Raw genomic sequence first — 22,620 nt, 5'->3', positions numbered from 1 at the left:
GTAGCGGCGGCCCCGGAGGCGGTCAGAGGGAGGGCCGCAGGCGGGCCTGTTCGGTGGAGACCACCGGTTCGCCGGCGGCCTCCGCCAGGGCGCTGCCCTCGCGCCACTTGTCCCAGGTCAGGTTCCAGTCGCCGAAGCCGTTGCCGAAGCGCTCCATCGTGTCGCCGCCGCTGTTGACGGTCTGCACGATGTCGCCGGCCCGGACGGTCTTGAAGAACCAGGCCGCGTTGTCCATCGACATGCCGACGCAGCCGTGGCTGACGTTCGCCACGCCCTGCGAGCCGACCGACCAGGGCGCGGCGTGCACGTACTCGCCGCTCCAGGTGACCCGGGTGGCGTAGTACACGGGCAGGTCGTACGACTCGGAGCTGCCCTCCGCGATGCCCACGGTGGTGCCCCGCATCCGGACGTAGTACTCCTTGCCGAGCACCACCTTGACGCCGTTGCGGGTGTCGAAGCCGGGCTTGCCGGTGGTCACCGGAATGGTGTTGATCACTTCTCCGTTGCGCTTCACCGTCATCTGGTGCGTCCCGGCGTCCGCGACGGCCTCTATCCGATCGCCGATGGTGAGCTTCAGCGGCTCGGACTCGCCGCCGTAGAGCTTGTCGCCGACCTTGAGGCCGTCCAGGTTGCCGCTGACCGTGACGCTCGCGCCGGCGGGCCAGTACTCCTTCGGGCGGAAGTGCAGCTTCTTGTCGTCCACCCAGTACCAGGAGCCCTCGACGGCGGGGGTGGAGCGGACCTTGAGGGCCCGCTCGACGACCGCGCGGGAGGCCCGGTCCTTGACGGGGAGGCTGAGGTCGGCGGTGATCGGCTGTCCGACGCCGTACGTGCCCGCCTCCGGCCCGAAGGTCGCGGTCAGGGCCCGTTTCGCCGGGGCCGTCTCGAACGTGAACGTACGGGCGCCGGGGGCGCCGTCCCCGTCCTCCGTGGCCACCCGGACCGTGTAGCGGGCGCCGGCCGCCAGGGTGGCCGTGGAGCGCCAGCGCCGTCCGTCCGCGGTGAGCTCGCCCGCCAGGTGGCGCCCCGAGGCGTCGACGGCGGTGACGTCGGTGATCCGGCCCTCGTCGCCCTTGGAGGTGATCTCCAGGGGCTTCTCGGGGTCAGCCTTGGCTCCGCCGGCGGGGAGGCCGACGGCGAGCTGGTCCGCCGCGTCGTACGCCTTCACCTTCGGCGGGTGGTCGTCCGGTCCGGAGCACGCGGTGGTGCCCGCGGTGACGGTCACGGCCAACAGGGTGCAGCTCAGAACAGTCCGAATGCGCGGCGTGTCGTTCATGACCTCACCGTAAGAACAATCCCCGGAGGGGGCGCGCCGAGTGCTGCAAAAGAGGGGCCCGGACACTTCGGTGACGAAGCGTCCGGGCCCCTCGGTGTGCTCCGGTGCGGAGCGGGGTACTGCTACTGGTTCTGGTTCTCGCCGCGGTAGAACTCGAAGACCCAGCCGAACAGGCCGACGAGGATCAGCGGGGCGGAGAAGTACAGGATCCACCAGCCCATCGCGACGCCGAGGAAGGCGAGCGCGCCGCCGATGCCGAGCGAGAGCGGCTGCCAGCTGTGCGGGGCGAAGAAGCCCAGCTCACCGGCCTCGTCCGCGACGTCGGCCTCCTTGTCGTCCTGCGCCATGGCGTCGACCCGCTTGGCCGTGAAGGCCAGGTAGTAGCCGATCATGATGGCCAGGCCGAAGGCCAGGAAGAGCGCCGTCGTGCCGACCGGCTCCTTGGACCAGACGCCGTACAGGATCGCCATGGCAAGGATGAAGACGCTCAGCCAGATGAACATCTTGCCCTGGATCTTCACTTGCCGGCCTCCTTGCTGCCCGAGAGGGCCTCGGCCTCGTGCGGCTTGTTCTCGAGCTGGTCGAGAGCGGCGATCTCGGGGTGGTGCAGGTCGAACGCCGGCGATTCGGAGCGGATCCGCGGCAGGGTGAGGAAGTTGTGCCGCGGCGGCGGGCAGGACGTCGCCCATTCGAGCGAACGGCCGTAGCCCCACGGGTCGTCGACCTCGATCTTCTTGCCGTACTTGGCGGTCTTCCAGACGTTGTAGAAGAACGGCAGGATCGACAGGCCGAGCAGGAAGGAGGAGATCGTCGAGATCGTGTTCAGGGCGGTGAAGCCGTCGGCGTTCAGGTAGTCCGCGTAACGACGCGGCATGCCCTCGGCACCGAGCCAGTGCTGCACCAGGAAGGTGCCGTGGAAGCCGATGAACAGCGTCCAGAAGGTCATCTTGCCGAGCCGCTCGTCCAGCATCTTGCCGGTGAACTTCGGCCACCAGAAGTGGAAGCCGGCGAACATCGCGAAGACGACGGTGCCGAAGACCACGTAGTGGAAGTGCGCCACGACGAAGTACGAGTCGGAGACGTGGAAGTCCATCGGCGGCGAGGCCAGGATGACGCCGGTCAGACCACCGAAGGTGAAGGTGATCAGGAAGCCGATCGTCCACAGCATCGGCGTCTCGAAGGACAGCGAGCCCTTCCACATCGTTCCGATCCAGTTGAAGAACTTCACGCCGGTCGGTACGGCGATGAGGAACGTCATGAAGGAGAAGAACGGGAGGAGCACGCCGCCGGTGACGTACATGTGGTGGGCCCACACGGTCACGGACAGACCGGCGATCGCGATCGTCGCGGCCACCAGGCCGATGTAGCCGAACATCGGCTTGCGGCTGAAGACCGGGATGATCTCGGAGACGATGCCGAAGAACGGCAGGGCGATGATGTACACCTCTGGGTGTCCGAAGAACCAGAAGAGGTGTTGCCAGAGCAGGGCTCCGCCGTTGGCCGCGTCGAAGACGTGGGCACCGAACTTGCGGTCCGCCTCCAGGGCGAACAGCGCGGCCGCCAGGACCGGGAAGGCGAGCAGGACCAGGACACCGGTCAGCAGCACGTTCCAGGTGAAGATCGGCATGCGGAACATCGTCATGCCCGGGGCGCGCATGCAGATGATCGTGGTGATGAAGTTGACCGAGCCGAGGATCGTGCCGAAGCCGGAGAAGGCCAGACCCATGATCCACATGTCGGCGCCGACGCCCGGCGAGCGGACGGCGTCCGACAGCGGGGAGTAGGCGAACCAGCCGAAGTCGGCCGCACCCTGCGGGGTGAGGAAGCCGGCCACCGCGATGATCGAGCCGAAGAGGTACAGCCAGTAGGCGAACATGTTCAGCCGCGGGAACGCCACGTCGGGCGCGCCGATCTGCAGCGGCATGATCCAGTTGGCGAATCCGGCGAACAGCGGCGTCGCGAACATCAGCAGCATGATCGTGCCGTGCATCGTGAACGCCTGGTTGAACTGCTCGTTCGACATGATCTGCGTACCCGGACGGGCCAGCTCGGCGCGCATGAAGAGCGCCATGAGGCCGCCGATGCAGAAGAAGGCGAACGACGTGACCAGGTACATCGTCCCGATCGTCTTGTGGTCGGTGGTGGTCAGCCACTTCACCACGACATTGCCGGGCTGCTTGCGCCGTACGGGCAGCTCGTTCTCGTACGAGCCCTCAGCTGCGGCGGCACCCTGGGTTTCGTTGTGGATGCTCACAGTTGGTTCTTCTCCGCATTCCTGGCCGGGTCCGTCTGCTCGATGCCGGACGGGATGTAGCCGGTCTGCCCCTTCTCGGCCAGCTCCTTCAGGTGCTGCTGGTAGCGCTCCGGGGAGACCACCTTGACGTTGAAGAGCATCCGGGAGTGGTCGACACCGCACAGTTCGGCGCACTTGCCGAGGAAGGTGCCCTCACGCGTCGGGGTCACCTCGAAGGAGTTGGTGTGACCCGGGATGACGTCCTGCTTCATGAGGAAGGGGACGACCCAGAAGGAGTGGATGACGTCGCGCGAGGTCAGGACGAACCGGACCTTCTCGCCCAGGGGCAGCCACAGGGTCGGGCCCGGGTTGCCGGTCTGCGGGTTCCGGTCACCGGGGATGCCGGCGTCGTAGACGCCGCCGGCGTTCTCCGGGAAGTCGTCGATGAACTTGTCCGGAATGGAGGCGAGGTTCTTGTCCGTCTTGGCGTCGCCCTTCACACCGGGCACGTTCTCGACGTAGTTGAATCCCCAGCTCCACTGGTAGCCGACCACGTTGACCGTGTGGGCGGGCTTGCTGGTGAGCTTGAGGAGTTCGGACTCGTCGCGCGCGGTGAAGTAGAAGAGCACCGAGACGATGATGAGGGGGGTGACCGTGTACAGCGCCTCGATGGGCATGTTGTAACGGGTCTGCGGAGGTACCTCGACCTTGGTGCGGGTGCGCCGGTGGAAGATGACGGACCACAGGATCAGGCCCCACACCAGTACACCGGTGACGAGGGCGGCCGCCCAGGATCCCTGCCACAGGGAGAGGATCCGGGGAGCCTCCTCCGTGACGGGGGTGGGCATACCAAGGCGGGGGAAGTCTTCCCAGTTGTACGAGCAGCCGGTGGCTGTCGCCAGGATCAGGCCCGCAGTCAGCACCTGCGGCAGCTTCCGCCGCATCGGGCGCCGCGACGAGCGGTCGGAGCCGTTGGGACTCACGTAGCGCCTTCCCGAGAGTCTCGGCCCGCGTTGGTCGGCCACGGCCGTCCGTCTCGCTGGTCGGTCGCCGCCCCGTGCCGCGGGCAGGGGTTTGGATGTTTATGCGGACCAAACCCTACTGGACGCTATTTGGGGTCGCGCGGGGAGGGTGCCCAACGCGCCGTCCGACTCCCCGAAGGGGTGGAGTCCGGGGTTCCGGAGGGGGGTCCGGCGCCCCCGTTCGGCGACCTGGCGACGGGCCGGGCGGGTGTTCTGACGGGGGCTCATGGAGACCGGTGCGGGGAGGGGGCACCGAGGGGACGCGCCGGGACGGGGCGGGCGGAGGCCGGGCGGGCCATGGACCGGAGGGGACGGGCCCTGGACCGGGCGGAGGCGGGCCATGGACCGGAGGGGACGGGCCCTGGACCGGGCGGAGGCGGGCCATGGACCGGAGGGGACGGGCCCTGGACCGGGCGGAGGCGGGCCCTGGACCGGAGGGGACGGGCCCTGGACCGGGCGGAGGCGGGCCCTGGACCGGAGGGGACGGGCCCTGGACCGGGCGGAGGCGGTGCACGCTCTACGGTGGACGGATGCCGTACTTCGACGCCGCGTCCGCCGCCCCGCTGCACCCCGTCGCCCGTCAGGCGCTGCTCGCCTCCCTGGACGAGGGCTGGGCCGATCCGGCCCGGCTCCACCGGGAGGGGCGGCGGGCCCGGCTGCTGCTCGACGCGGCGCGGGAGGCCGCGGCGGAGGCGGTGGGCTGCCGCCCGGACGAGCTCGTGTTCACTCCTTCGGGGACGCGCGCGGTTCACGCGGGGGTCTCCGGGGCGCTCGCGGGCCGCCGGCGCGCCGGGAACCGGCTCGTGGTGTCGGCGGTCGAGCACTCCTCCGTCCTGCACGCGGCCGAGGCGCACGCGGCGGCGGGCGGGACGGTGGCCGAGGTGCCGGTGGACCGGTCGGGGGCGGTGGACGCGGCGGCCTTCGCGGCGGCCCTCGACGGGGGGACGGCCCTGGCGTGTCTCCAGTCGGCCAACCACGAGGTGGGGACCGGGCAGCCGGTGGCCGAGGTGGCCGAGGCCTGCCGGGGACTCGGCGTGCCGCTGCTCGTGGACGCGGCCCAGTCGCTCGGCTGGGGTCCGGTGGAGGGCGGCTGGTCGCTGCTCGCGGCGAGCGCGCACAAGTGGGGCGGCCCGGCGGGGGTGGGGCTGCTCGCCGTGCGGAAGGGGGTGCGGTTCGCCCCGCAAGGGCCGTCGGACGAGCGGGAGTCGGGCCGGGCGCCGGGCTTCGAGAACCTGCCGGCGATCGTGGCGGCGGCGGCCTCGCTGCGGGCGGTCCGGGCGGAGGCGGAGGCGGAGGGGACGCGCCTGCGGGCCCTGGTGGACCGGATCCGGGCGCGGGTGCCGGAGCTGGTGCCGGACGTGGAGGTGGTGGGCGACCCCGTGCGCCGGCTCCCGCACCTCGTCACCTTCTCCTGTCTCTATGTCGACGGGGAGACGCTGCTGCACGAGCTGGACCGGGAGGGTTTCTCCGTTTCGTCCGGTTCGTCGTGCACGAGTTCGACGCTGACGCCCAGCCACGTGCTGCGCGCGATGGGGGTGCTGAGCGAGGGGAACGTCCGGGTGTCCCTGCCGGCCGGCACGACGGCGGAGGACGTGGACCGCTTCCTCGACGTGCTGCCGGGGGTGGTGGCGGGGGTGCGGGAACGGCTCGGCGTCCCGGCCTCCCCCGCCGCGGCCCCGGCGGCCGGCCCCGGCTCCCTGGTCGTGGACGCGCTGGGGCGGCGCTGCCCGATCCCGGTGATCGAGCTGGCGAAGGTGATCGGCGACGTGCCGGTGGGCGGCACGGTGACGGTCCTCGCGGACGACGAGGCGGCCCGCCTGGACATCCCGGCGTGGTGCGAGATGCGGGGCCAGGAGTACGTGGGCGAGGGGGACGCGCCGGAGGGCGGCCGGGCGTACGTGGTGCGGCGGGTGTCCTGACCCCGCGGGCCCGGGGCGTCCCGGGCCCTGCGGGGGCGGGCGTCAGACCAGGTGGGCGTGGACCTCGGCGGCGGCCTCGTCGCCGTACGCCTTGGTGAAGCGCTCCATGAAGTTGACCCGGCCCAGGGTGTACTCCTGGGTGCCCAGGGTCTCGATGACGAGCGTGGCCAGCATGCAGCCGACCTGCGCGGCGCGCTCGTGGCCGACGCCCCAGGCAAGACCGGTGAGGAAGCCGGCCCGGAAGGCGTCGCCGACGCCGGTCGGGTCGACCTTGGCCGTCTCCTCGGGGCAGCCGACCTCGATCGGGTCCTCGCCGACCCGCTCGATGCGCACGCCGCGCGAGCCGAGGGTGGTGACGCGGTGGCCGACGCGGGAGAGGATCTCCGCCTCGGTCCAGCCCGTCTTGGACTCGATGAGGCCCTTCTCGTACTCGTTGGAGAAGAGGTAGGTGGCGCCGTCGAGGAGGGTGCGGATCTCCTGGCCGTCCATGCGCGCGATCTGCTGCGAGAAGTCCGCGGCGAAGGGGATCGAGCGGGTGCGGCACTCCTCCGTGTGGCGGAGCATCGCCTCGGGGTCGTCGGCGCCGATCAGGACCAGGTCGAGGCCGCCCACGCGGTCGGCGACGGCCTTGAGCTCGATCAGCCGGGCCTCGCTCATCGCGCCCGTGTAGAAGGAGCCGATCTGGTTGTGGTCCCTGTCCGTGGTGCAGACGAAGCGGGCGGTGTGCAGGACCTCGGAGATGCGGACCGAGCCGGTGTCGACGCCGTGCCGGTCGAGCCAGGCCCGGTACTCGTCGAAGTCGAAGCCCGCGGCGCCCACCAGGACCGGGCGGCTGCCGAGCTGCCCCATGCCGAAGCAGATGTTGGCGGCGACGCCTCCCCGGCGCACGTCCAGGTTGTCCACGAGGAAGGAGAGGGAGACCGTGTGCAGCTGGTCGGCCACGAGCTGGTCGGCGAACCGGCCGGGGAAGGTCATGAGGTGGTCGGTGGCGATGGAGCCGGTGACTGCGATACGCACGGCGGGCGCTCCTGCGGGAAGGCGGTAATGACAGTTCACGCTACCCGCTGGGGACGGCCCTGCCGAACAGTGGAAACTACCCCAGAGTAGGTCTTTTCTGCGTGGGTCGGCGGTGCGTACGGTGCGCCCATGAGTCTCTACCCCGCTCCCCGCGAGCGATACGAGTCCGAGCTGAGCCTCGCCGAGCTGTGCGGCGCCGGTGCCCGGATGGCCCCGCACTGGGTGGCCCCGGCGGCACCGGAGCCCGCTCCGGTCTCCCCCGCCCTGATCAACGGGGTCGTCGTGCCGGACGCCTCGGCCCGGCTGATCGACGCCACCGCCGAGTACGGCGGCTGACGGAACCGTCCGGGCGTCCGCTCCGTCCCACCGGTGTCTTCCACAGGACACCAAGGGCCGAAGGAGCTGAGCCGTGAGCGGTACGGAGAACGGTCGGAGGCGGCGGACGCTGCTCACCGCCTCGGTGGCGGCGGGCGTGCTGCTCGCCGGGGGCGGCGGGGTGTACCTCGCCACCGCGGCGTCCGGCGACGGCGGCGCGGACGGCGCGAGCCGGTCCGCCGACGCGGCCGGTCGCCCGTCGCCCCTGCGCCCGGGGGGCGACGGCGGTACGGACGGGGGCCCCGGGATCGCGCCGGGCGAGCCCGACCCGGGCGGCGGTCCGCGCGGGATCGTCTACAAAGCCAAGGGCCCACTCCCCCAAGGGCCCTCCTCGGCCGCGGTCCACCGGCCCGAGGGCCTGGTCACCTCGGCGGAGGTGACCAGGCTGGCCGGTGCGCTCGGCGTCTCCGGGCGTCCCGTCCTGGCGGGCGACGTCTGGTCGATCGCGCCCGAGAAGGACGGTTCGGGCCCGCGCCTCGACGTGGCGCGCGAGGCCCCGGGGAACTGGACGTACTCCTGGTACGACGGCGGTCCGGTCGGCGACACCTGTCTCAAGGGCAAGGCGTGTCCGCCCCCGGGCGAGGCGAAGACGCCGCGCGGCGGCTCGCCGGTGAGCGAGGCGGCGGCGAAGGCGGCGGCCGCCCCCGTCCTGAAGGCGCTCGGCCAGGACGACGCGAAGGTGTCCGCCGGTCAGGTGATGAACGGGTCCGTCCGGGTGGTCAACGCCGAGCCGGTGGTGGGCGGCCTGCCGACCTACGGCTGGTCGACGGGGCTGCACGTCGAGCCGGACGGCCGGATCTCCGGCGGCAGCGGGATGCTGAAGGAGCCGGCCGGGGGCGCCGCGCACCCCGTGGTGGGGGCGGCGAAGGCCCTGGACGAGCTGAACGAGGACTCCAAGGGCACGGGCCCGGTCGGCATCGGCGGCTGCGCCACGCCCGTCCCGAACGGGGAGGCCCCGGGCGCCGGGAAGCCGGGTGCGGGCGAGGTCCCGAGCGCCGGGAAGCCGGGCACGGAGGAGGTCCCGAGCGCCGGGAGGCCCACGGACGGGACGGTGCTGCCCTGCGCGACGGCCACCGCGCCGGCGACGCCGGTCGAGGTGCCGGTGACGGGCGCGGTCTTCGGCCTCGCCGCGCAGGACGTGGCCGGCGAGCGGCTGCTCGTACCGGCGTGGCTGTTCACCGCCGACCCGGCGGACGCGGCGCCGTACACGGTGGTGCGCACGGCGGTCGAGGACCGGTACCTGGCGCCGCCGGCGAAGACCCCGCCGCCGTCGTCCGGCGAGGGCACGGCGCCGGCCCGGCAGATCCAGTCGTACGAGGCCGGGGACGGCGGCCGGAAGCTGACGGTCGCCTTCTGGGGCGGGGTGTGCAGCACGTACACGGTCACGGCGGAGGAGACCCCGGAGCGGGTCGCCCTGCGGATCGAGGAGACCCCGACCGAGCCGGGCCGGATGTGCGTCGCCATGGCGGTGGAGGTCGTCAAGACGGTGGCCCTGGACGCCCCGCTCGGCTCGCGGCCGGTGGTGGACGCGGCGAGCGGCGAGACGGTGCCGCGCCGCTGACGTCCCCGTCCGGGCGAGGGCCCGGGCACGCGTGAGGGCGGGCCCCGGAAGGAAATCCGGGGCCCGCCCTCACTCACGCGTACGACTCAGCTGAACGAGTCACCGCAGGCGCAGGAGCCCGTGGCGTTCGGGTTGTCGATGGTGAAGCCCTGCTTCTCGATGGTGTCGACGAAGTCGATCGAGGCACCGCCGAGGTACGGGGCGCTCATGCGGTCGGTGACGACCTTGACGCCGTCGAAGTCCTTCACGACGTCGCCGTCGAGCGAACGCTCGTCGAAGAACAGCTGGTAACGCAGGCCGGAGCAGCCGCCGGGCTGAACGGCGACGCGCAGGGCCAGGTCCTCGCGGCCTTCCTGGTCGAGGAGGGCCTTGACCTTGGCCGCGGCGGCGTCGGACAGGAGGATGCCGTCGCTGACAGTGGTCTTCTCGTCCGATACGGACATCTGCTTCTCTCCCGGTGTGTACGGAGACTGCTTACCGACGGTGGAAACCGGCGGTGCCCCGGATTCATTCCGGGCCGAGTGGGTTTTTCCTCCTTTCATGCTCGCACACCCTGTCCAGCCCCGCGGAAGGCGAATTCGTCACATCGACACTATGGACATCGTCAACGTGACGTGAAGGGGTTATGATAGATAGCGTCATTTCGACGAAAAGGTTCCCCGAAGAAAGGGTGCGTGACGTGACCACGGCCCATCCCCGTCATGAGCTCGACGTCCAGCCTTCGCCGCTCGCCCTCCTCCTGCTCGGCCGCGAGGCCGACCCGAAGAGCGAGCGCGGCGTGGAGTGCCCCGGCGATCTGCCGTCGCCCTCCGACCCCGACCTCGTGGAACGCGCCCGCGCGGCCAAGGAGAAGCTCGGGGACAAGGTCTTCGTGCTCGGCCACCACTACCAGCGCGACGAGGTCATCCAGTTCGCCGACGTCACCGGCGACTCCTTCAAGCTCGCGCGCGACGCGGCCGCCAAGCCGGAGGCGGAGTACATCGTCTTCTGCGGCGTGCACTTCATGGCGGAGTCGGCCGACATCCTGACCGGCGACGACCAGAAGGTCGTCCTGCCCGACCTGGCGGCCGGCTGCTCGATGGCCGACATGGCCACCGCCGAGCAGGTCGCCGAGTGCTGGGACGTGCTGACCGAGGCCGGGATCGCCGAGCAGGTCGTGCCCGTCTCGTACATGAACTCCTCGGCCGACATCAAGGCCTTCACCGGCAAGCACGGGGGCACGATCTGCACCTCGTCCAACGCCGAGCGGGCCCTGAACTGGGCGTTCGAGCAGGGGGAGCCCGGCACGACGAAGGTGCTCTTCCTGCCGGACCAGCACCTGGGCCGCAACACCGCCGTCCGCGACATGGGCATGTCCCTGGACGACTGCGTCCTGTACAACCCGCACAAGCCGAACGGCGGCCTCACCGTCGAGCAGCTGCGCGCCGCCAAGATGATCCTGTGGCGGGGCCACTGCTCGGTGCACGGCCGGTTCTCGCTGGAGTCGGTCGAGGACGTCCGGGCCCGCATCCCCGGCGTGAACGTGCTGGTCCACCCCGAGTGCCGGCACGAGGTCGTCGCCGCCGCCGACCACGTGGGCTCGACCGAGTACATCATCAACACCCTGGAGGCGGCCCCGGCCGGTTCCAAGTGGGCGATCGGCACGGAGCTGAACCTCGTCCGGCGCCTGGCGAACCGGTACGCCGACCAGGGCAAGGAGATCGTCTTCCTCGACAAGACGGTCTGCTTCTGCTCGACCATGAACCGCATCGACCTGCCGCACCTGGTGTGGGCCCTGGAGTCTCTGGCCGAGGGCAACCTCGTCAACCGGATCCAGGTCGACAGGGAGACGGAGAGCTTCGCGAAGCTGGCCCTGGAGCGGATGCTGGCGCTGCCGTAACGGTTCTCCGTACTCCTGTACGTACGCCGAAGGGCGCCCCGCTCGTGTCGCGGGGCGCCCTTCGCACGTGCCGGACTCAGTCCAGGAGGTTCAGCAGGCTCGCGTCCAGCGGCGAGACGTCCGGCTGCTCCGGGTTGTGCGCCCCGTCGCCGTCCTTCTCCTTCCCGGCCTTCCCCTTCGCGGCCCTCTTCTCCGCCTTCCGCTTCGCGCGGCGCTCCTTGCGGAGCTCCACCATCGCGTAGAGCGTCGGGACGAGGAGCAGGGTCAGCAGCGTCGAGGTGACCAGACCGCCGATCACGACCACCGCCAGCGGCTGGGCGATGAAGCCGCCCTCGCCGGTGATGCCGAGGGCCATCGGCAGCAGGGCGAAGATCGTCGCCAGGGCCGTCATCAGGATCGGGCGGAGCCGGTGCCGGCCGCCCTCGACCACCGCTTCGACGATGCCGAGGCCCCGCTCCCGGTACTGGTTGATCAGGTCGATCAGGACGATCGCGTTGGTGACGACGATGCCGATGAGCATCAGCATGCCGATCATCGCCGGGACGCCCATCGCGGTGTCGGTGGCCACGAGCAGACCGATCGCGCCGGTCGCCGCGAACGGGATCGAGACCAGCAGGATCAGCGGCTGGACCAGCGACCGGAAGGTCGCGACGAGCAGCATGAAGACGATCGCGACGGCCGCGAGCATGGCCAGGGCCATGTTGAGCAGGGTCTCGTTCAGGTCCTCGCTGACGCCGCCGATGGTGGCGGTGGCGCCCGCCGGCAGGTCGAGCCCGTCGATCTTCTGCTGGAGGGCGGCGCTCACCGCCCCGGTGTCGTCGCCGACCGGCTTGGCCGTGACCGTCGCGGCGCGGGCGCCGTCGATCCGGGTCATGGAGACCGGACCGGGGACCAGCTCGACGGTGGCGACGTCACCGAGCCGGACCGGGCCGAGGGGCAGCGCCTTCAGCTCGGCCAGGGTGGTGGCGGGCTTCGCGGAGGTGATGAGGACGTCCCGCTCGCTGTCGTCGAGGGTCGCCTTGGCGGCCGGGGTGCCCCGGACGGCCTGGGCGACGGCCATGCCGAGCGAGGCGGGGTCGAAGCCGGCGTCGGCCGCGGCGGGCTTCGCCGTGACGGAGACGCGCGGGACGGACTGCGAGAGGTCGCTCCGGACGTCGGTGACGCCCTCGATCCCGGCGACCGCGGTCCGGACCTGCTCGGCGGCCTTCGCGAGCACCTCCGGGTCGGCCGCCTTGACGACCACGCTCAGGTCCTGGCTGCCGAAGCCGTCGCCGGCCGCGAGGGTGGTGTCGCCGATCCCGTCGAGGCCGGCGAGCCCCTTCCGGAGGGCGTCCCGCGTCTTCTCGTACGAGGCGGACTCCTCCAGGGCGACCTGGTACGAGGCCTGGTTGGCGCCGGTGCCGCCGCCGAAGGCCGCCATGAAGCCGGACGAGCCGACGGTGACCTGGTAGTCCTTGACGCCCTCGGTCCTCGCGAGGAGGCCCTCGACCTTCTTCGCGGCCTCGTCGGAGGCGCTCAGGGAGGTGCCGGGCGCCAGCTTCTGCTTGATGCTCAGGACCTCCTGGTCGCCCTGGTCGAAGAAGCTCGTCTTCAGGAGCGGGGTCATGCCGAAGGTGACGACCAGGACGGCGAACGCGATGCCCAGGCTCGCGAGCCGGCGCCGGGTCGCGAACCGCAGGACCGGCACGTACAGGCGCTGGAGGCGGCTCTTCTCCTCCGCCTCCTCGGCCCGCCTGCGGGCCTCGGCCAGGTCCTCCGGCGTGCCCTGGGGGGCGCGCAGGAACCAGTACGAGAGGACCGGGACGACGGTCAGGGAGACGAGCAGGGAGGCGAGCAGGGCCGCCGTGACCGTCAGCGAGAAGGGGCTGAACATCTCGCCGACGATGCCGCCGACCAGGCCGATCGGCAGGAAGACGGCGACGGTGGTGAGGGTGGAGGAGGTGACGGCGCCGGCCACCTCGCGGACCGCGGTGAGGATCGCCTCCCGGCGCTCCTCGCCGTAGCCGAGGTGGCGCTTGACGTTCTCCAGGACCACGATCGAGTCGTCGACGACCCGGCCGATGGCGATGGTGAGCGCGCCGAGCGTCAGCATGTTGAGCGAGAGGTCGCGGGTCCACAGCACGAGGAGGGCGAGGACGACCGAGAGCGGGATGGAGACCGCGGTCACCAGGGTCGAGCGGACCGAGGTGAGGAAGACCAGGATCACCAGGACGGCCATGACGAGGCCGAGGGCGCCCTCGGTGGTGAGGCCGGAGACGGCCTCGGCGACGGCCGGTCCCTGGTCGGAGACGACGGTCAGCTCGGCGCCCGCGCCGAGGTCGCGGCGCAGGTCGGGCAGCTTCTCCGCGACGGCGTCGGAGATCGCGACGGCGCTGCCGTCCTTGTCCATGGTGGCCATGACGGCGAGGCTGGGCCTGCCGTTGGTGCGGGTCAGGGAGGTGCGCGGGGACTCCTCCTGGCGGACGGTGGCCACGTCGCCGAGGCGGACGGCCTTCTTCTTGCCGGGGGCGGCCGACGGGATGCGCAGGTCCTCGATCTGCTTCAGGGAGGTGTAGCCGCCGCCGACCTGGATGGTGCGGCTCCTGCCGTCCTCGGTGAAGGAGCCGGCGGGCACCGTGCCGCCGCCGGAGCGCAGGGCCTCGGCGAGCTTCATGGTGGTGGTCCCGGCGGCGGCGAGCCTCCGCTCGTCGGGGGTGACGGAGACCTGGAGGTCCTGGACGCCGCTGACGGAGACCTGGCCGACGCCCTCGACGTCCTGGAGGGCGGGCACGACGGTCCGGTCGAGGAGGTCCGCGAGGGCCTGCGGGTCCTTGTCGGAGGAGACGGCGAGGACGACGGTCGGCATGTCGTCCGTCGAGCCGGCCACGACCTGCGGGTCGACCGTGTCGGGGAGCTGGGCGCGGGCGCGGTTCACGGCCTGCTGGACGTCGGCGACGAGCTGCTTCGTCGACTCGTCGCCGTAGTCGAAGGAGGCCATGACGAGGGCCATGCCCTCGGAGGCGGTGGAGGTGACCGACGTGAGGCCGTCGACGCCCTTCAGGCCGTTCTCCAGGGGTTCGACGACCTGCTTCTCGACCACGTCGGGAGAGGCTCCCTGGTACGGGGCGAGGACCGAGACCACGGGCAGCTCGATCGAGGGGAGGAGCTGCTGCTTGAGCTGCGGTATCGCGATCGCCCCGAACACGATCGCGACGAGGGACGTCAGCCCGATCAGGGCCCGTTGCGCGAGGCTGAATCTGGACAGCCAGGACATGGGATGGGTCTCTCTTCCGTGGCGTACGCGTCGGCGGTCGGGAGCGGCCCCGTCCCGGCCTTCGACCGGCCCGAGACGCCCCCGTCCCTACGATCGGGCATCCGCCGCCGGAAGTCCTCGGCCCCCGGGCGCACTTCTTTACGCCGCGCATACCGCGTTCGGAGTACGCCCGCGCTCCGGGTCACTCCGTCCTCGGGCGTACCAGTCCCGACTCGTAGGCCGTGACCACGAGCTGGGCCCGGTCGCGGGCGCCGAGCTTGGCCATGGTCCGGTTGACGTGGGTCTTCACGGTGAGCGGGCTGACGTCGAGCCGCCGGCCGATCTCGTCGTTGGACAGGCCGCCCGCGACGAGGACGAGGACCTCGCGCTCGCGGGCGGTGAGCGCGGCGAGGCGCTCGGAGCGGGCCCGGACGTCCTCGCCGGCGGCGCCCGCGCCGTCGTCCCGGGGGCCCTGGGCGAGGAAGGTGGCGATCAGGCCCTTGGTGGCGGCCGGGGAGAGCAGCGCCTCGCCGGCGTGGGCGATCCGGATCGCGCCGAGCAGCTCCTCCGGCTCGGCGCCCTTGCCGAGGAAGCCGGAGGCCCCGGCGCGCAGCGACTGCACGACGTACTCGTCGACCTCGAAGGTGGTGAGCATGACGATCCGCACGCCGGAGAGGCCGGGGTCGGCGGTGATCGCGCGGGTGGCGGCGAGGCCGTCCGTGCCCGGCATGCGGATGTCCATCAGGACGACGTCGGGCCGCTCGGCGCGGGCCAGCTCGACGGCCCGGGCGCCGTCGGGCGCCTCGCCGACGACCTCCATGTCGGGCTCGGAGTCGACCAGGATCCGGAAGGCGCTGCGCAGCAGGGCCTGGTCGTCGGCGAGCAGCACCCGGATCGTCACGCGTCCTCCCCCTCGCCCTCTCCCGTGCGGAGGGCCACGGGCAGTATCGCCTGTACGCGGAAGCCGCCGCCGTAGCGGGGTGCGGCGGTCAGGGTGCCGCCGAGCGCGCCGACCCGCTCGCGCATGCCGAGCAGCCCGTGGCCGCCGGTCGGGGTCCCGTCCGGGGCGGCCGGGGCGGTGCCGTCGTCGAGGACGGTGATCTCGACCGTACGCCCCACCCGCACGACGCTGACCTCGGCCTCGGCGTCGGGTCCGGCGTGCTTGCGGACGTTGGTCAGGGCCTCCTGCACGATCCGGTACGCGGCCAGGTCCACGGCGGCGGGCAGCGGACCGTCGCCGTCGGCGCGGGCCAGGGCGACCGGGAGGCCGGCCTTGCGGAAGCTGTCGAGCAGCCCGTCGAGGACGGCGAGGCCGGGGGCGGGCTCGGTGGGGGCCTCCGGGTCGCCGGACTGGCGCAGCAGGCCGACGGTGGCGCGCAGCTCGTCGAGGGCGGAGCGGCCGGCCTCGCGGACGTGCGCGAGGGCCTCCTTGGCCTGGTCGGGGCGCTTCTCCATGAGGTGGGCGGCGACTCCGGCCTGGACGTTCACCAGGGCGATGTGGTGGGCGACGACGTCGTGGAGGTCACGGGCGATCCGCAGCCGTTCCTCGGCGACCCGGCGCCCGGCCTCCTCCTCGCGGGTGCGCTCGGCCCGCTCGGCGCGCTCGCGGATCGCGTCCACGAAGGCCCGCCGGCTGCGGACGGCGTCCCCGGCGGCGGCGGCCATGCCGGTCCAGGCGAAGACGCCGAGGTTCTCCTGCGCGTACCAGGGGGTCGGACCGAAGACCATGGCCGCGGCGGTGAGGACCGTCATGGTGGCGAGGCCGACCCGCCAGGTGGTGGGCCGGTCGGTGCGCGCGGCGACCGTGCAGAGCGCGACGACGACGCTCATGGAGATGGGGGCGGGCCTGCTGTCGTCGATCAGCTCGACGAGCGTGAACGCCGCGGTGAGGCAGAGCACGGCGAAGGGATCGCGGCGGCGCAGCACCAGGGCGACGGCCCCGGCGACCATGAGCAGCACGCTGTACGCGTCGGGCGCGCGGTCGCCGAAGGTGGGTCCGTTCGGGCTGCCGTGGGGGTCGGTGAAGGACCCGGCGATCATGCAGACGAGCACGCCGAACGCGAGCGTCGCGTCGAAGGCGAGCGGATGCGTCCGGAACCAGTCGACGAGCCGCCGGAGGGAGAGGGCGCCGGCGGCGGATCCGGTGGGGGTCACGGGAGGCAACGGTACGGGGCGGAGGCCGCCGGTCCGGTTGCGGGGCGCCGGGTCCGGGCCTCCGGCAGCGCGGAGGTCCCGGTCCCCCGAGGGGGCCGGGACCTCCGCGGTGGATCCGTGGTGGCGGGGTCAGCCGGGGATGAGGCCGCCGTCGGAGAGCATCGCCCTGACCTCTTCGAGGCTCGCGTCCGGGGCCGGGAGGATCAGCTCCGACGGCTCCAGGACCTCGTCCGGGAGCGGCTCGCCGAGTCGCCGGACGGCGTCGAGGAGGGCGCCGAGCGTCCGCCGGAAGCCGTCCGCGTCCCCCGTCTCCATCTCCGCGAGCAGTTCGTCGTCGAGCCCGTCCAGCTCGGTGACGTGGCTGTCGGCCAGCTTCCACTGGCCCTCCCCCATGATCCGTACGATCATGACGCGTCCTGTCCTTCCGGTTCCGCCGGAGAGCCGAGGGCTACTTCTCGAAGCGCGGGTGGGACTGCTGCTGGTTCTGGTGCTGCGGGGCCGCCGTGCCGTTGCCGCCCTCGATCGCCTGCTGCTGCGCCGACGGGCCGCCGGCCAGCTCGGCCTTCATCCGCTGGAGCTCCAGCTCGACGTCCGTACCGCCGGAGAGCCGGTCCAGCTCCGCCTGGATGTCGTCCTTCGCGAGCCCGGACCGGTCGTCCAGGGCGCCCGAGGCGAGCAGCTCGTCGATCGCGCCGGCGCGCGCCTGGAGCTGGGCGGTCTTGTCCTCGGCCCGCTGGATCGCCAGGCCGACGTCGCTCATCTCCTCCGAGATGCCGGAGAACGACTCCGCGATCCGGGTCTGGGCCTGGGCCGCCGTGTAGGTCGCCTTGATCGTCTCCTTCTTGGTGCGGAAGGCGTCGACCTTGGCCTGGAGACGCTGGGCGGCGAGGGTGAGCTTCTCCTCCTCGCCCTGGAGCGTCTGGTGCTGCACCTCCAGGTCGCTGACCTGCTGCTGGAGCGCGGCCCGCCGGGACAGCGCCTCGCGCGCCAGGTCCTCGCGACCGAGCGCCAGCGCCTTGCGGCCCTGGTCCTCCAGCTTGGCGGACTGGCCCTGCAGCTGGTTCAGCTGGAGTTCGAGCCGCTTGCGGGAGGTGGCGACGTCGGCGACGCCCCGTCGCACCTTCTGCAGCAGCTCCAGCTGCTTCTGGTAGGAGTAGTCGAGCGTCTCGCGCGGATCCTCGGCCCGGTCAAGGGCCTTGTTCGCCTTCGCGCGGAAGATCATCCCCATACGCTTCATGACACCGCTCATGGGCTTCGCGCGCCCCCTTCTGACGGACTCGGCTCCAGCTCTCCAACAAGGTCCACAGTACGGGCCCCGACTCCATTACCGCACTGTTCGGAGCGGGATGCGCTCCTCCCCGAGGACGACTGCGTGCGGCGTCCCCTCCCGCGCAGGGAGGAGACGGAGTCCGGGGAAACCCGCGCCCTTCCCCCGTACGTACCGGCCAAGACGCAGTCCGTTAGCGGATCGTTCCCGCCCGGCATGGGGTTCATGCCCCCCACCCCGTACCCTTGTGTTTTGTGTTCCGTAGCCGTTCGAAGGACGAGAAGGCCCCCACCGACAAGGTGACGGCGGACCTCTCCACCAAGCAGCCCCGCGACCCCGAGGCCCCCAAGGGCCGCCCGACGCCGAAGCGGAGCGAGGCGCAGACCCAGCGCCGTCGCGCCTCGACGGTGCCGCTCGACCGCAAGGAGGCCGCCAAGCGCCAGCGCGAGGCACGCCGCTCGGACCTGTCCCGTCAGCGCGAGGCGCTGGCCAGCGGCGACGAGCGCTACCTGCCGGCCCGCGACAAGGGTCCGGTGCGCCGCTTCGTGCGCGACTTCGTGGACTCCCGGTTCGCGATCGCCGAGTTCTTCCTGCCGATGGCCGTGGTGATCCTCGTGCTTTCGCTGTTCGGCAACGCCAACCGGGCGCTGCAGAACATCTCGCTGCTCCTGTGGCTCGGTGTGATCATCCTGATCGTCATCGACTCGATCGGCATCTCGATCCGGCTCCGGAAGCAGCTCAACGCCCGCTTCCCGAACGAGCCGAAGCGCGGAGCCGTGGCCTACGGCCTGATGCGGACGCTCCAGATGCGCCGTCTGCGGCTGCCGAAGCCGCAGGTCAAGCGCGGAGAGCGACCCTGAGCGCCGACCGCTCGGAATCCGGCGGACCCGCGTTCGAAGGGGCCGTGTCGGAGGCGGCGGGACCCGTGCTGCCCGCCGTCGCGCACTGGCCCGCCGGCACGGGCGGGCTGCGCGACACCATCCGGCACGAGATCGTCGCGCGCCAGCTCGACGAGCAGATAACCGCCCGGTACCCGGTGGGACAGCGGCTGCGGATCCTCGACGCGGGCATGGGGCAGGGCTCCCAGGCCCTGCGCCTGGCCAGGGCCGGTCACACCGTGACCGGCCTCGAAGCCGATCCCGAGCTCCTGAAGGCGGCCCGCGAGTCGCTGGCGACGGAGCCCGCCGGGATCCGCGAGCGGGTCCGGATGATCGAGGGGGACGGGCGCGAGACCGGGGTGCACTTCCTGCCCGGCAGCTTCGACGTGGTCCTCTGCCACGGCGTGCTCATGTACGCGGACGAGCCGGACGCGCTGCTCGCGGGCCTGGCCCGGATGCTGGCCCCCGGGGGCCTGCTCTCCCTGGTCGTGCGGAACGCCGACGCCCTGGCCATGCGGCCGGGGCTCGCCGGGGACTGGGCGGGGGCGCTCGCGGGCTTCGAGTCGGACGTCTACACCGACGACGGCGGGGTGAAGGTGCGGGCCGACCGGCTCGACGCGCTCACGGCGACGCTCGCGGGGATCGCGGCGCCGCTGCACGCCTGGTACGGGGTGCGGGTCTTCACGGACGGCGTCCCGGCCGAGACGGGCCTGCCGGCCGCCGACGAGCTGGACCGGCTCTTCGCCGCCGAGGAGCGGGCGGGGCGCACGGATCCGTACCGGCGGATAGCGACGCTGCTGCACCTGTGCGGGGTGCGGGGGTAGCGGAGCGGACGGGGGGGCGGGGACGCTCCCCCTGATCGGGTGCGCTCACCGGGCCCGGGGCGGGGGCGGAACGGATACTCCGGACATGGACGTATCCCGTGCCCACGCCCGCGCCCGTGCCCGCCGTCTCCTCCTCTCGCTGACCGCCGGGGCGTGCGCCGCCGCGCTCGTCGGGAGCTGCTCCTCCGCCGGGGACGCGGCGGGGCCCGAGCGGTCGACCCAGGCGGCGGCCCCGCGCTCCGCCAACGAGCTGGAGGACGACTACCGGGCCGTCATCAAGGACGTCCTGCCGTCGGTCGTGCAGATCGACGCGGCGAACAGCCTCGGTTCGGGGGTCGTCTACGACGCCAAGGGGCACGTGGTCACCAACGCGCACGTGGTCGGCCAGGAGAAGAGCTTCAAGGTCACGGCGGCCACCGGAGGGCAGCCGGTGACGGCGCGGCTGGTCGCCTCGTACCCCGAGCAGGACCTCGCCGTGATCCGGCTCGAAACCGTGCCGCAGGGGCTGAAGGCGGCGGAGTTCGGGGACTCCTCCACGGTCGACATGGGGCAGATCGTGCTCGCGATGGGCTCCCCGCTCGGCCTCTCCGGCAGCGTGACCCAGGGGATCGTCTCGGCCACCGGCCGGACGGTCAGCGAGGGGCGGGCCGGCGGCGGCACGGGCGCGACCATCGGGAACATGGTGCAGACGTCGGCCGCGATCAACCCCGGGAACAGCGGGGGCGCGCTGGTGAACCTCGACGGCCAGGTCGTCGGCATCCCGACGCTGGCGGCGTCCGACCCGGAGCTGGGCGGCGGCTCGGCGCCCGGCATCGGCTTCGCCATCCCCGCGTCGATGGTGCGGACGATCGCGGACCAGATCGTCAGGGACGGCAAGGTGACGGACTCGGGCCGGGCGGCCCTGAACATCACCGGGCGCACGGTCCTGAACGACGACTACGAGCCGGCGGGCGTCGCGGTGGTCGAGGCGCCGTCGAACGGGGCGGCGGGCAAGGCGGGCCTGAAGCCGGGCGACGTGATCACGCGGCTCGGCGACGCCGACGTCACCACGATCACCTCCCTGTCGGAGGCGCTGGCCTCACGGAAGCCGGGCGAGAAGGTGGCGGTGACGTACGTGCGGGGCACGGAGACGGAGAAGGCCGAGGTCGTGCTGGGCGAGATGTGACGGGCGCCGCCCGGGACGGCGACCGGCCGTCGACCGGGGCGCCATGAGGTCGCGGGCCCGCCGCTGCGGGGTCCGGGCGGGGGCTGCCGGGCCAGAAGACCCTCTGGGCCGGAAGGCCGCCGGACCACCGGGCCGGAAACCCGCTGGGCCGGAAAGCCACCGGGCCGGGGAAAGTCCCGGGCCGGGGAAGGCCGCCGGGCCGGGAAAGCCTCAAGCCCCGGGCCGCCGGACCGGAAGGTCTCAAGGGCCCCCGGGGAGGAACCGGCCGGGGTGCGGGGCCCGGGGCCCCGCACCCCCTCCACGGTCGCCGGGTGCCCTAGCCCTCCGCGTTCAGGGGCATCGGGCCGTAGATCTTCGTGCCGTCCTCCGAGAGGGTGACCTGGTCGGCGCCGCCGCTCAGGAGGTCACGCCAGTGCTCGCCGATCCAGCTCTCCGCGTCGCCCTGGGTGGTGAACTCCTCGGGTGTCACCACCGGCTCGACCTCGGTGCCGTCGGACTTCTCGAACCGCCACGTCCATGCCATGTCCGCCTCCTGGCGCTCACCGGATGATCGGTTTCCTGCCCGCAGCGTAGCCGGGCGCGCACGCCTCGCGGTGGCGCGGGAGGATCTGAGGGTGGAACTGACTCTGCTCGGCACCGGCGCCCCGCTCGGCCTCCCCCGTCCCGACTGCCCCTGCGCCGTGTGCGCGCTCTCCCGGGGGCCACGCGCGCGTGCCGCCACCGCGCTGCTCGTGGACGGGGCCCTGCTGCTCGATCTGACCCCCGGGGCCGCCCTCGCGGCGGCCCGGTCGGGGCACTCGCTCGTGGGCGTGCGGCAGGTGCTGCTCACGCATCCGCACGACGGACCGGCCGTGGAGCTGCCCGCCGGGCTGCCGACGGCGGGGAGGGTGCCGGACGGACGGGAGTTGACGCTCATCAGCGGACACCGGGTGCGGGCGGTGCCGATGGACTCCCCCGGGACCGGGTACGAGGTGACCTCGGCGGACGGCGAGCGGCTGCTCTACCTGCCGCCGGGCGGGGCCCCGGCCGGGCTCGGCGAGGACCACCGGGCGCCGTACGACGTGGTGGTGGCCGATGTGACGGGCCGCCCGGACGGGCTCGCCCGGCTGCGGGCGACCGGGGCCGTCGGCCCGGCCACGGACGTGATCGCGGCGCACCTGGACCACGACGTGCCGACGGGCGCCGAGCTGGACCGGCGGCTCGCGGCGGCGGGGGCGCGGGCGGTGCCGGACGGGGCGACGCTGTACGCGGGCGAGTACCACGAGGTGCCGGACGTGCCCCGGCGGACCCTGGTGACCGGCGGGGCCCGGTCGGGCAAGTCGGTGGAGGCCGAGCGGCGCCTGGAGACCTTTCCCGAGGTGCTGTACGTGGCGACCGGCGGGAGCCGGGAGGGGGACCCGGAGTGGGCGCAGCGGGTGGGCCTGCACCGGGAGCGGCGGCCGTCCTCGTGGCGTACGACCGAGACCTGCGACCTCGTGCCCCTGCTCGCGGAGGACGGGCCCGCGCTCCTGATCGACTGCCTGTCGCTGTGGCTGACGCACGCCATGGACGAGGCGGGCGCCTGGGACGACGGGGCGTGGGCGGACGGCGGGGAGAAGGCGCTGCGGGAGCGGACGGCGGAGCTGGTGGCGGCGGTGCGGGCGACGCGCCGCACGGTGGTGGCGGTGACGAACGAGGTCGGCTCGGGCGTGGTGCCCGCGACGGCGTCGGGGCGCCGGTTCCGGGACGAGCTGGGCCGGCTGAACGCGTCGTTCGCGGACGAGTGCGAGCAGGTGCTGCTCGTGGTCGCGGGGCAGGCGCTCGTACTGCGCGGGTAGG

At 72.6% G+C, this 22,620-nt stretch carries 20 protein-coding genes; 8 read left to right on the top strand and 12 right to left on the bottom strand.

Going from position 1 to position 22,620, the window contains the following annotated elements; translation table 11 throughout:
- Nucleotides 1-22: 22 nt before the first annotated feature.
- The 4 genes from ACIP5O_RS25230 to coxB all read right to left on the bottom strand — a co-directional run bounded on the left by ACIP5O_RS25230 (nt 23) and on the right by coxB (nt 4,492).
- Nucleotides 23-1,276: an Ig-like domain-containing protein gene (locus ACIP5O_RS25230; RefSeq protein WP_401296908.1), complete on the bottom strand. Its 1,254-nt coding sequence runs from the start codon at nt 1,274-1,276 to the stop codon at nt 23-25.
- A 122-nt stretch (nt 1,277-1,398) separates the two neighbouring features.
- Nucleotides 1,399-1,797 (bottom strand): cytochrome c oxidase subunit 4, encoded by a 399-nt coding sequence (locus tag ACIP5O_RS25225; RefSeq protein WP_125658260.1) that lies wholly within the window; start codon nt 1,795-1,797, stop codon nt 1,399-1,401.
- Nucleotides 1,794-3,530 carry a cytochrome c oxidase subunit I gene (gene ctaD / locus ACIP5O_RS25220; protein WP_401296907.1) on the bottom strand — a complete coding sequence of 579 codons (1,737 nt, stop codon included), beginning with the start codon at nt 3,528-3,530 and terminating at the stop codon, nt 1,794-1,796. The genes ACIP5O_RS25225 and ctaD overlap by 4 nt, the downstream gene beginning before the upstream one ends.
- Complete coding sequence (gene coxB / locus ACIP5O_RS25215; protein ID WP_401296905.1) at nt 3,527-4,492, bottom strand: cytochrome c oxidase subunit II; 966 nt, start codon at nt 4,490-4,492, stop codon at nt 3,527-3,529. Before coxB ends, ctaD begins: the two co-directional genes overlap by 4 nt.
- Nucleotides 4,493-5,061: 569 nt before the next feature.
- Here coxB and ACIP5O_RS25210 point away from each other — a divergent pair.
- Entirely contained in the window at nt 5,062-6,450 is a 1,389-nt protein-coding gene (locus ACIP5O_RS25210) for a cysteine desulfurase/sulfurtransferase TusA family protein (protein ID WP_401296903.1), read from the top strand.
- Nucleotides 6,451-6,492: 42 nt separating this feature from the next.
- Here the strand turns inward: ACIP5O_RS25210 and ACIP5O_RS25205 are convergent, their stop codons facing one another.
- On the bottom strand, nt 6,493-7,467 hold the full coding sequence (locus tag ACIP5O_RS25205) for a carbohydrate kinase family protein (RefSeq protein ID WP_356543675.1): 975 nt from the start codon (nt 7,465-7,467) through the stop codon (nt 6,493-6,495).
- Between the two features lie 129 nt (nt 7,468-7,596).
- On the opposite strand from ACIP5O_RS25205, the gene ACIP5O_RS25200 reads away from it, so the two are divergent.
- Together ACIP5O_RS25200 and ACIP5O_RS25195 are read left to right on the top strand one after the other, a co-directional pair.
- A complete protein-coding gene (locus ACIP5O_RS25200) occupies nt 7,597-7,803 on the top strand; it encodes a hypothetical protein (RefSeq protein WP_401296901.1) in 207 nt (68 codons plus the stop codon).
- Between the two features lie 73 nt (nt 7,804-7,876).
- The gene (locus tag ACIP5O_RS25195; protein ID WP_401296899.1) at nt 7,877-9,403 is read left to right on the top strand and encodes a hypothetical protein; all 1,527 of its coding nucleotides are present in this window, start codon (nt 7,877-7,879) and stop codon (nt 9,401-9,403) included.
- 86 nt (nt 9,404-9,489) lie between these two features.
- Here ACIP5O_RS25195 and ACIP5O_RS25190 read toward each other — a convergent pair whose 3' ends face one another.
- A complete protein-coding gene (locus ACIP5O_RS25190; RefSeq protein WP_015033024.1) occupies nt 9,490-9,846 on the bottom strand; it encodes an iron-sulfur cluster assembly accessory protein in 357 nt (118 codons plus the stop codon).
- Between the two features lie 236 nt (nt 9,847-10,082).
- Between ACIP5O_RS25190 and nadA the strand changes: the two genes are divergently transcribed.
- On the top strand, nt 10,083-11,282 hold the full coding sequence (nadA, locus tag ACIP5O_RS25185) for a quinolinate synthase NadA (RefSeq protein WP_401296897.1): 1,200 nt from the start codon (nt 10,083-10,085) through the stop codon (nt 11,280-11,282).
- Between the two features lie 76 nt (nt 11,283-11,358).
- Here the strand turns inward: nadA and ACIP5O_RS25180 are convergent, their stop codons facing one another.
- From ACIP5O_RS25180 to ACIP5O_RS25160, 5 genes are all read right to left on the bottom strand, one after another.
- Nucleotides 11,359-14,535, bottom strand: coding sequence for an efflux RND transporter permease subunit (locus ACIP5O_RS25180; RefSeq protein ID WP_401296895.1), 3,177 nt, complete (start codon nt 14,533-14,535; stop codon nt 11,359-11,361).
- Nucleotides 14,536-14,716: 181 nt separating this feature from the next.
- Nucleotides 14,717-15,415 carry a response regulator gene (locus tag ACIP5O_RS25175; protein ID WP_401296894.1) on the bottom strand — a complete coding sequence of 233 codons (699 nt, stop codon included), beginning with the start codon at nt 15,413-15,415 and terminating at the stop codon, nt 14,717-14,719.
- Nucleotides 15,412-16,668 (bottom strand): sensor histidine kinase, encoded by a 1,257-nt coding sequence (locus tag ACIP5O_RS25170; RefSeq protein ID WP_401296892.1) that lies wholly within the window; start codon nt 16,666-16,668, stop codon nt 15,412-15,414. The genes ACIP5O_RS25175 and ACIP5O_RS25170 overlap by 4 nt, the downstream gene beginning before the upstream one ends.
- A gap of 129 nt (nt 16,669-16,797) precedes the next feature.
- Nucleotides 16,798-17,076, bottom strand: coding sequence for a hypothetical protein (locus tag ACIP5O_RS25165; RefSeq protein ID WP_356543687.1), 279 nt, complete (start codon nt 17,074-17,076; stop codon nt 16,798-16,800).
- A gap of 40 nt (nt 17,077-17,116) precedes the next feature.
- Nucleotides 17,117-17,917 carry a PspA/IM30 family protein gene (locus ACIP5O_RS25160; protein WP_401296890.1) on the bottom strand — a complete coding sequence of 267 codons (801 nt, stop codon included), beginning with the start codon at nt 17,915-17,917 and terminating at the stop codon, nt 17,117-17,119.
- Nucleotides 17,918-18,189: 272 nt separating this feature from the next.
- Here ACIP5O_RS25160 and ACIP5O_RS25155 point away from each other — a divergent pair, with 272 nt between their 5' ends.
- The 3 genes from ACIP5O_RS25155 (at nt 18,190) to ACIP5O_RS25145 (ending at nt 20,802) form a co-directional block, all read left to right on the top strand.
- Nucleotides 18,190-18,795, top strand: a complete 606-nt coding sequence (locus tag ACIP5O_RS25155) for a DUF3043 domain-containing protein (protein ID WP_356543690.1) — start codon at nt 18,190-18,192, stop codon at nt 18,793-18,795.
- Between the two features lie 65 nt (nt 18,796-18,860).
- On the top strand, nt 18,861-19,637 hold the full coding sequence (locus ACIP5O_RS25150) for a class I SAM-dependent methyltransferase (protein WP_401296978.1): 777 nt from the start codon (nt 18,861-18,863) through the stop codon (nt 19,635-19,637).
- An 85-nt stretch (nt 19,638-19,722) separates the two neighbouring features.
- Nucleotides 19,723-20,802 (top strand): S1C family serine protease, encoded by a 1,080-nt coding sequence (locus ACIP5O_RS25145; RefSeq protein WP_401296887.1) that lies wholly within the window; start codon nt 19,723-19,725, stop codon nt 20,800-20,802.
- 316 nt (nt 20,803-21,118) lie between these two features.
- Here the strand turns inward: ACIP5O_RS25145 and ACIP5O_RS25140 are convergent, their stop codons facing one another.
- Nucleotides 21,119-21,325, bottom strand: a complete 207-nt coding sequence (locus tag ACIP5O_RS25140; protein ID WP_125663506.1) for a hypothetical protein — start codon at nt 21,323-21,325, stop codon at nt 21,119-21,121.
- A gap of 91 nt (nt 21,326-21,416) precedes the next feature.
- Here ACIP5O_RS25140 and ACIP5O_RS25135 point away from each other — a divergent pair, with 91 nt between their 5' ends.
- Nucleotides 21,417-22,619 (top strand): bifunctional adenosylcobinamide kinase/adenosylcobinamide-phosphate guanylyltransferase, encoded by a 1,203-nt coding sequence (locus ACIP5O_RS25135; RefSeq protein WP_401296885.1) that lies wholly within the window; start codon nt 21,417-21,419, stop codon nt 22,617-22,619.
- The last annotated feature ends 1 nt before the right edge of the window (nt 22,620 follow it).

The sequence above is a fragment of the Streptomyces sp. NPDC088915 genome (assembly GCF_044749825.1).
Taxonomy (GTDB): domain Bacteria; phylum Actinomycetota; class Actinomycetes; order Streptomycetales; family Streptomycetaceae; genus Streptomyces.
Note: the sequence above shows the minus strand (reverse complement) of the source record. Positions and strands in the feature narration are given on the sequence as shown.

Excerpts from the sequence above, each read along its gene's own strand:
- ACIP5O_RS25200 (WP_401296901.1), top strand. The coding sequence starts at position 7,597 with ATGAGTCTCTACCCCGCTCCCCGCGAGCGATACGAGTCCGAGCTGAGC.
- ACIP5O_RS25140 (WP_125663506.1), bottom strand. The coding sequence starts at position 21,325 with ATGGCATGGACGTGGCGGTTCGAGAAGTCCGACGGCACCGAGGTCGAG.
- ACIP5O_RS25165 (WP_356543687.1), bottom strand. The coding sequence starts at position 17,076 with ATGATCGTACGGATCATGGGGGAGGGCCAGTGGAAGCTGGCCGACAGC.
- ACIP5O_RS25210 (WP_401296903.1), top strand. The coding sequence starts at position 5,062 with ATGCCGTACTTCGACGCCGCGTCCGCCGCCCCGCTGCACCCCGTCGCC.
- ACIP5O_RS25145 (WP_401296887.1), top strand. The coding sequence starts at position 19,723 with ATGGACGTATCCCGTGCCCACGCCCGCGCCCGTGCCCGCCGTCTCCTC.
- ACIP5O_RS25190 (WP_015033024.1), bottom strand. The coding sequence starts at position 9,846 with ATGTCCGTATCGGACGAGAAGACCACTGTCAGCGACGGCATCCTCCTG.
- ACIP5O_RS25180 (WP_401296895.1), bottom strand. The coding sequence starts at position 14,535 with ATGTCCTGGCTGTCCAGATTCAGCCTCGCGCAACGGGCCCTGATCGGG.
- ACIP5O_RS25230 (WP_401296908.1), bottom strand. The coding sequence starts at position 1,276 with ATGAACGACACGCCGCGCATTCGGACTGTTCTGAGCTGCACCCTGTTG.
- ACIP5O_RS25160 (WP_401296890.1), bottom strand. The coding sequence starts at position 17,917 with ATGAGCGGTGTCATGAAGCGTATGGGGATGATCTTCCGCGCGAAGGCG.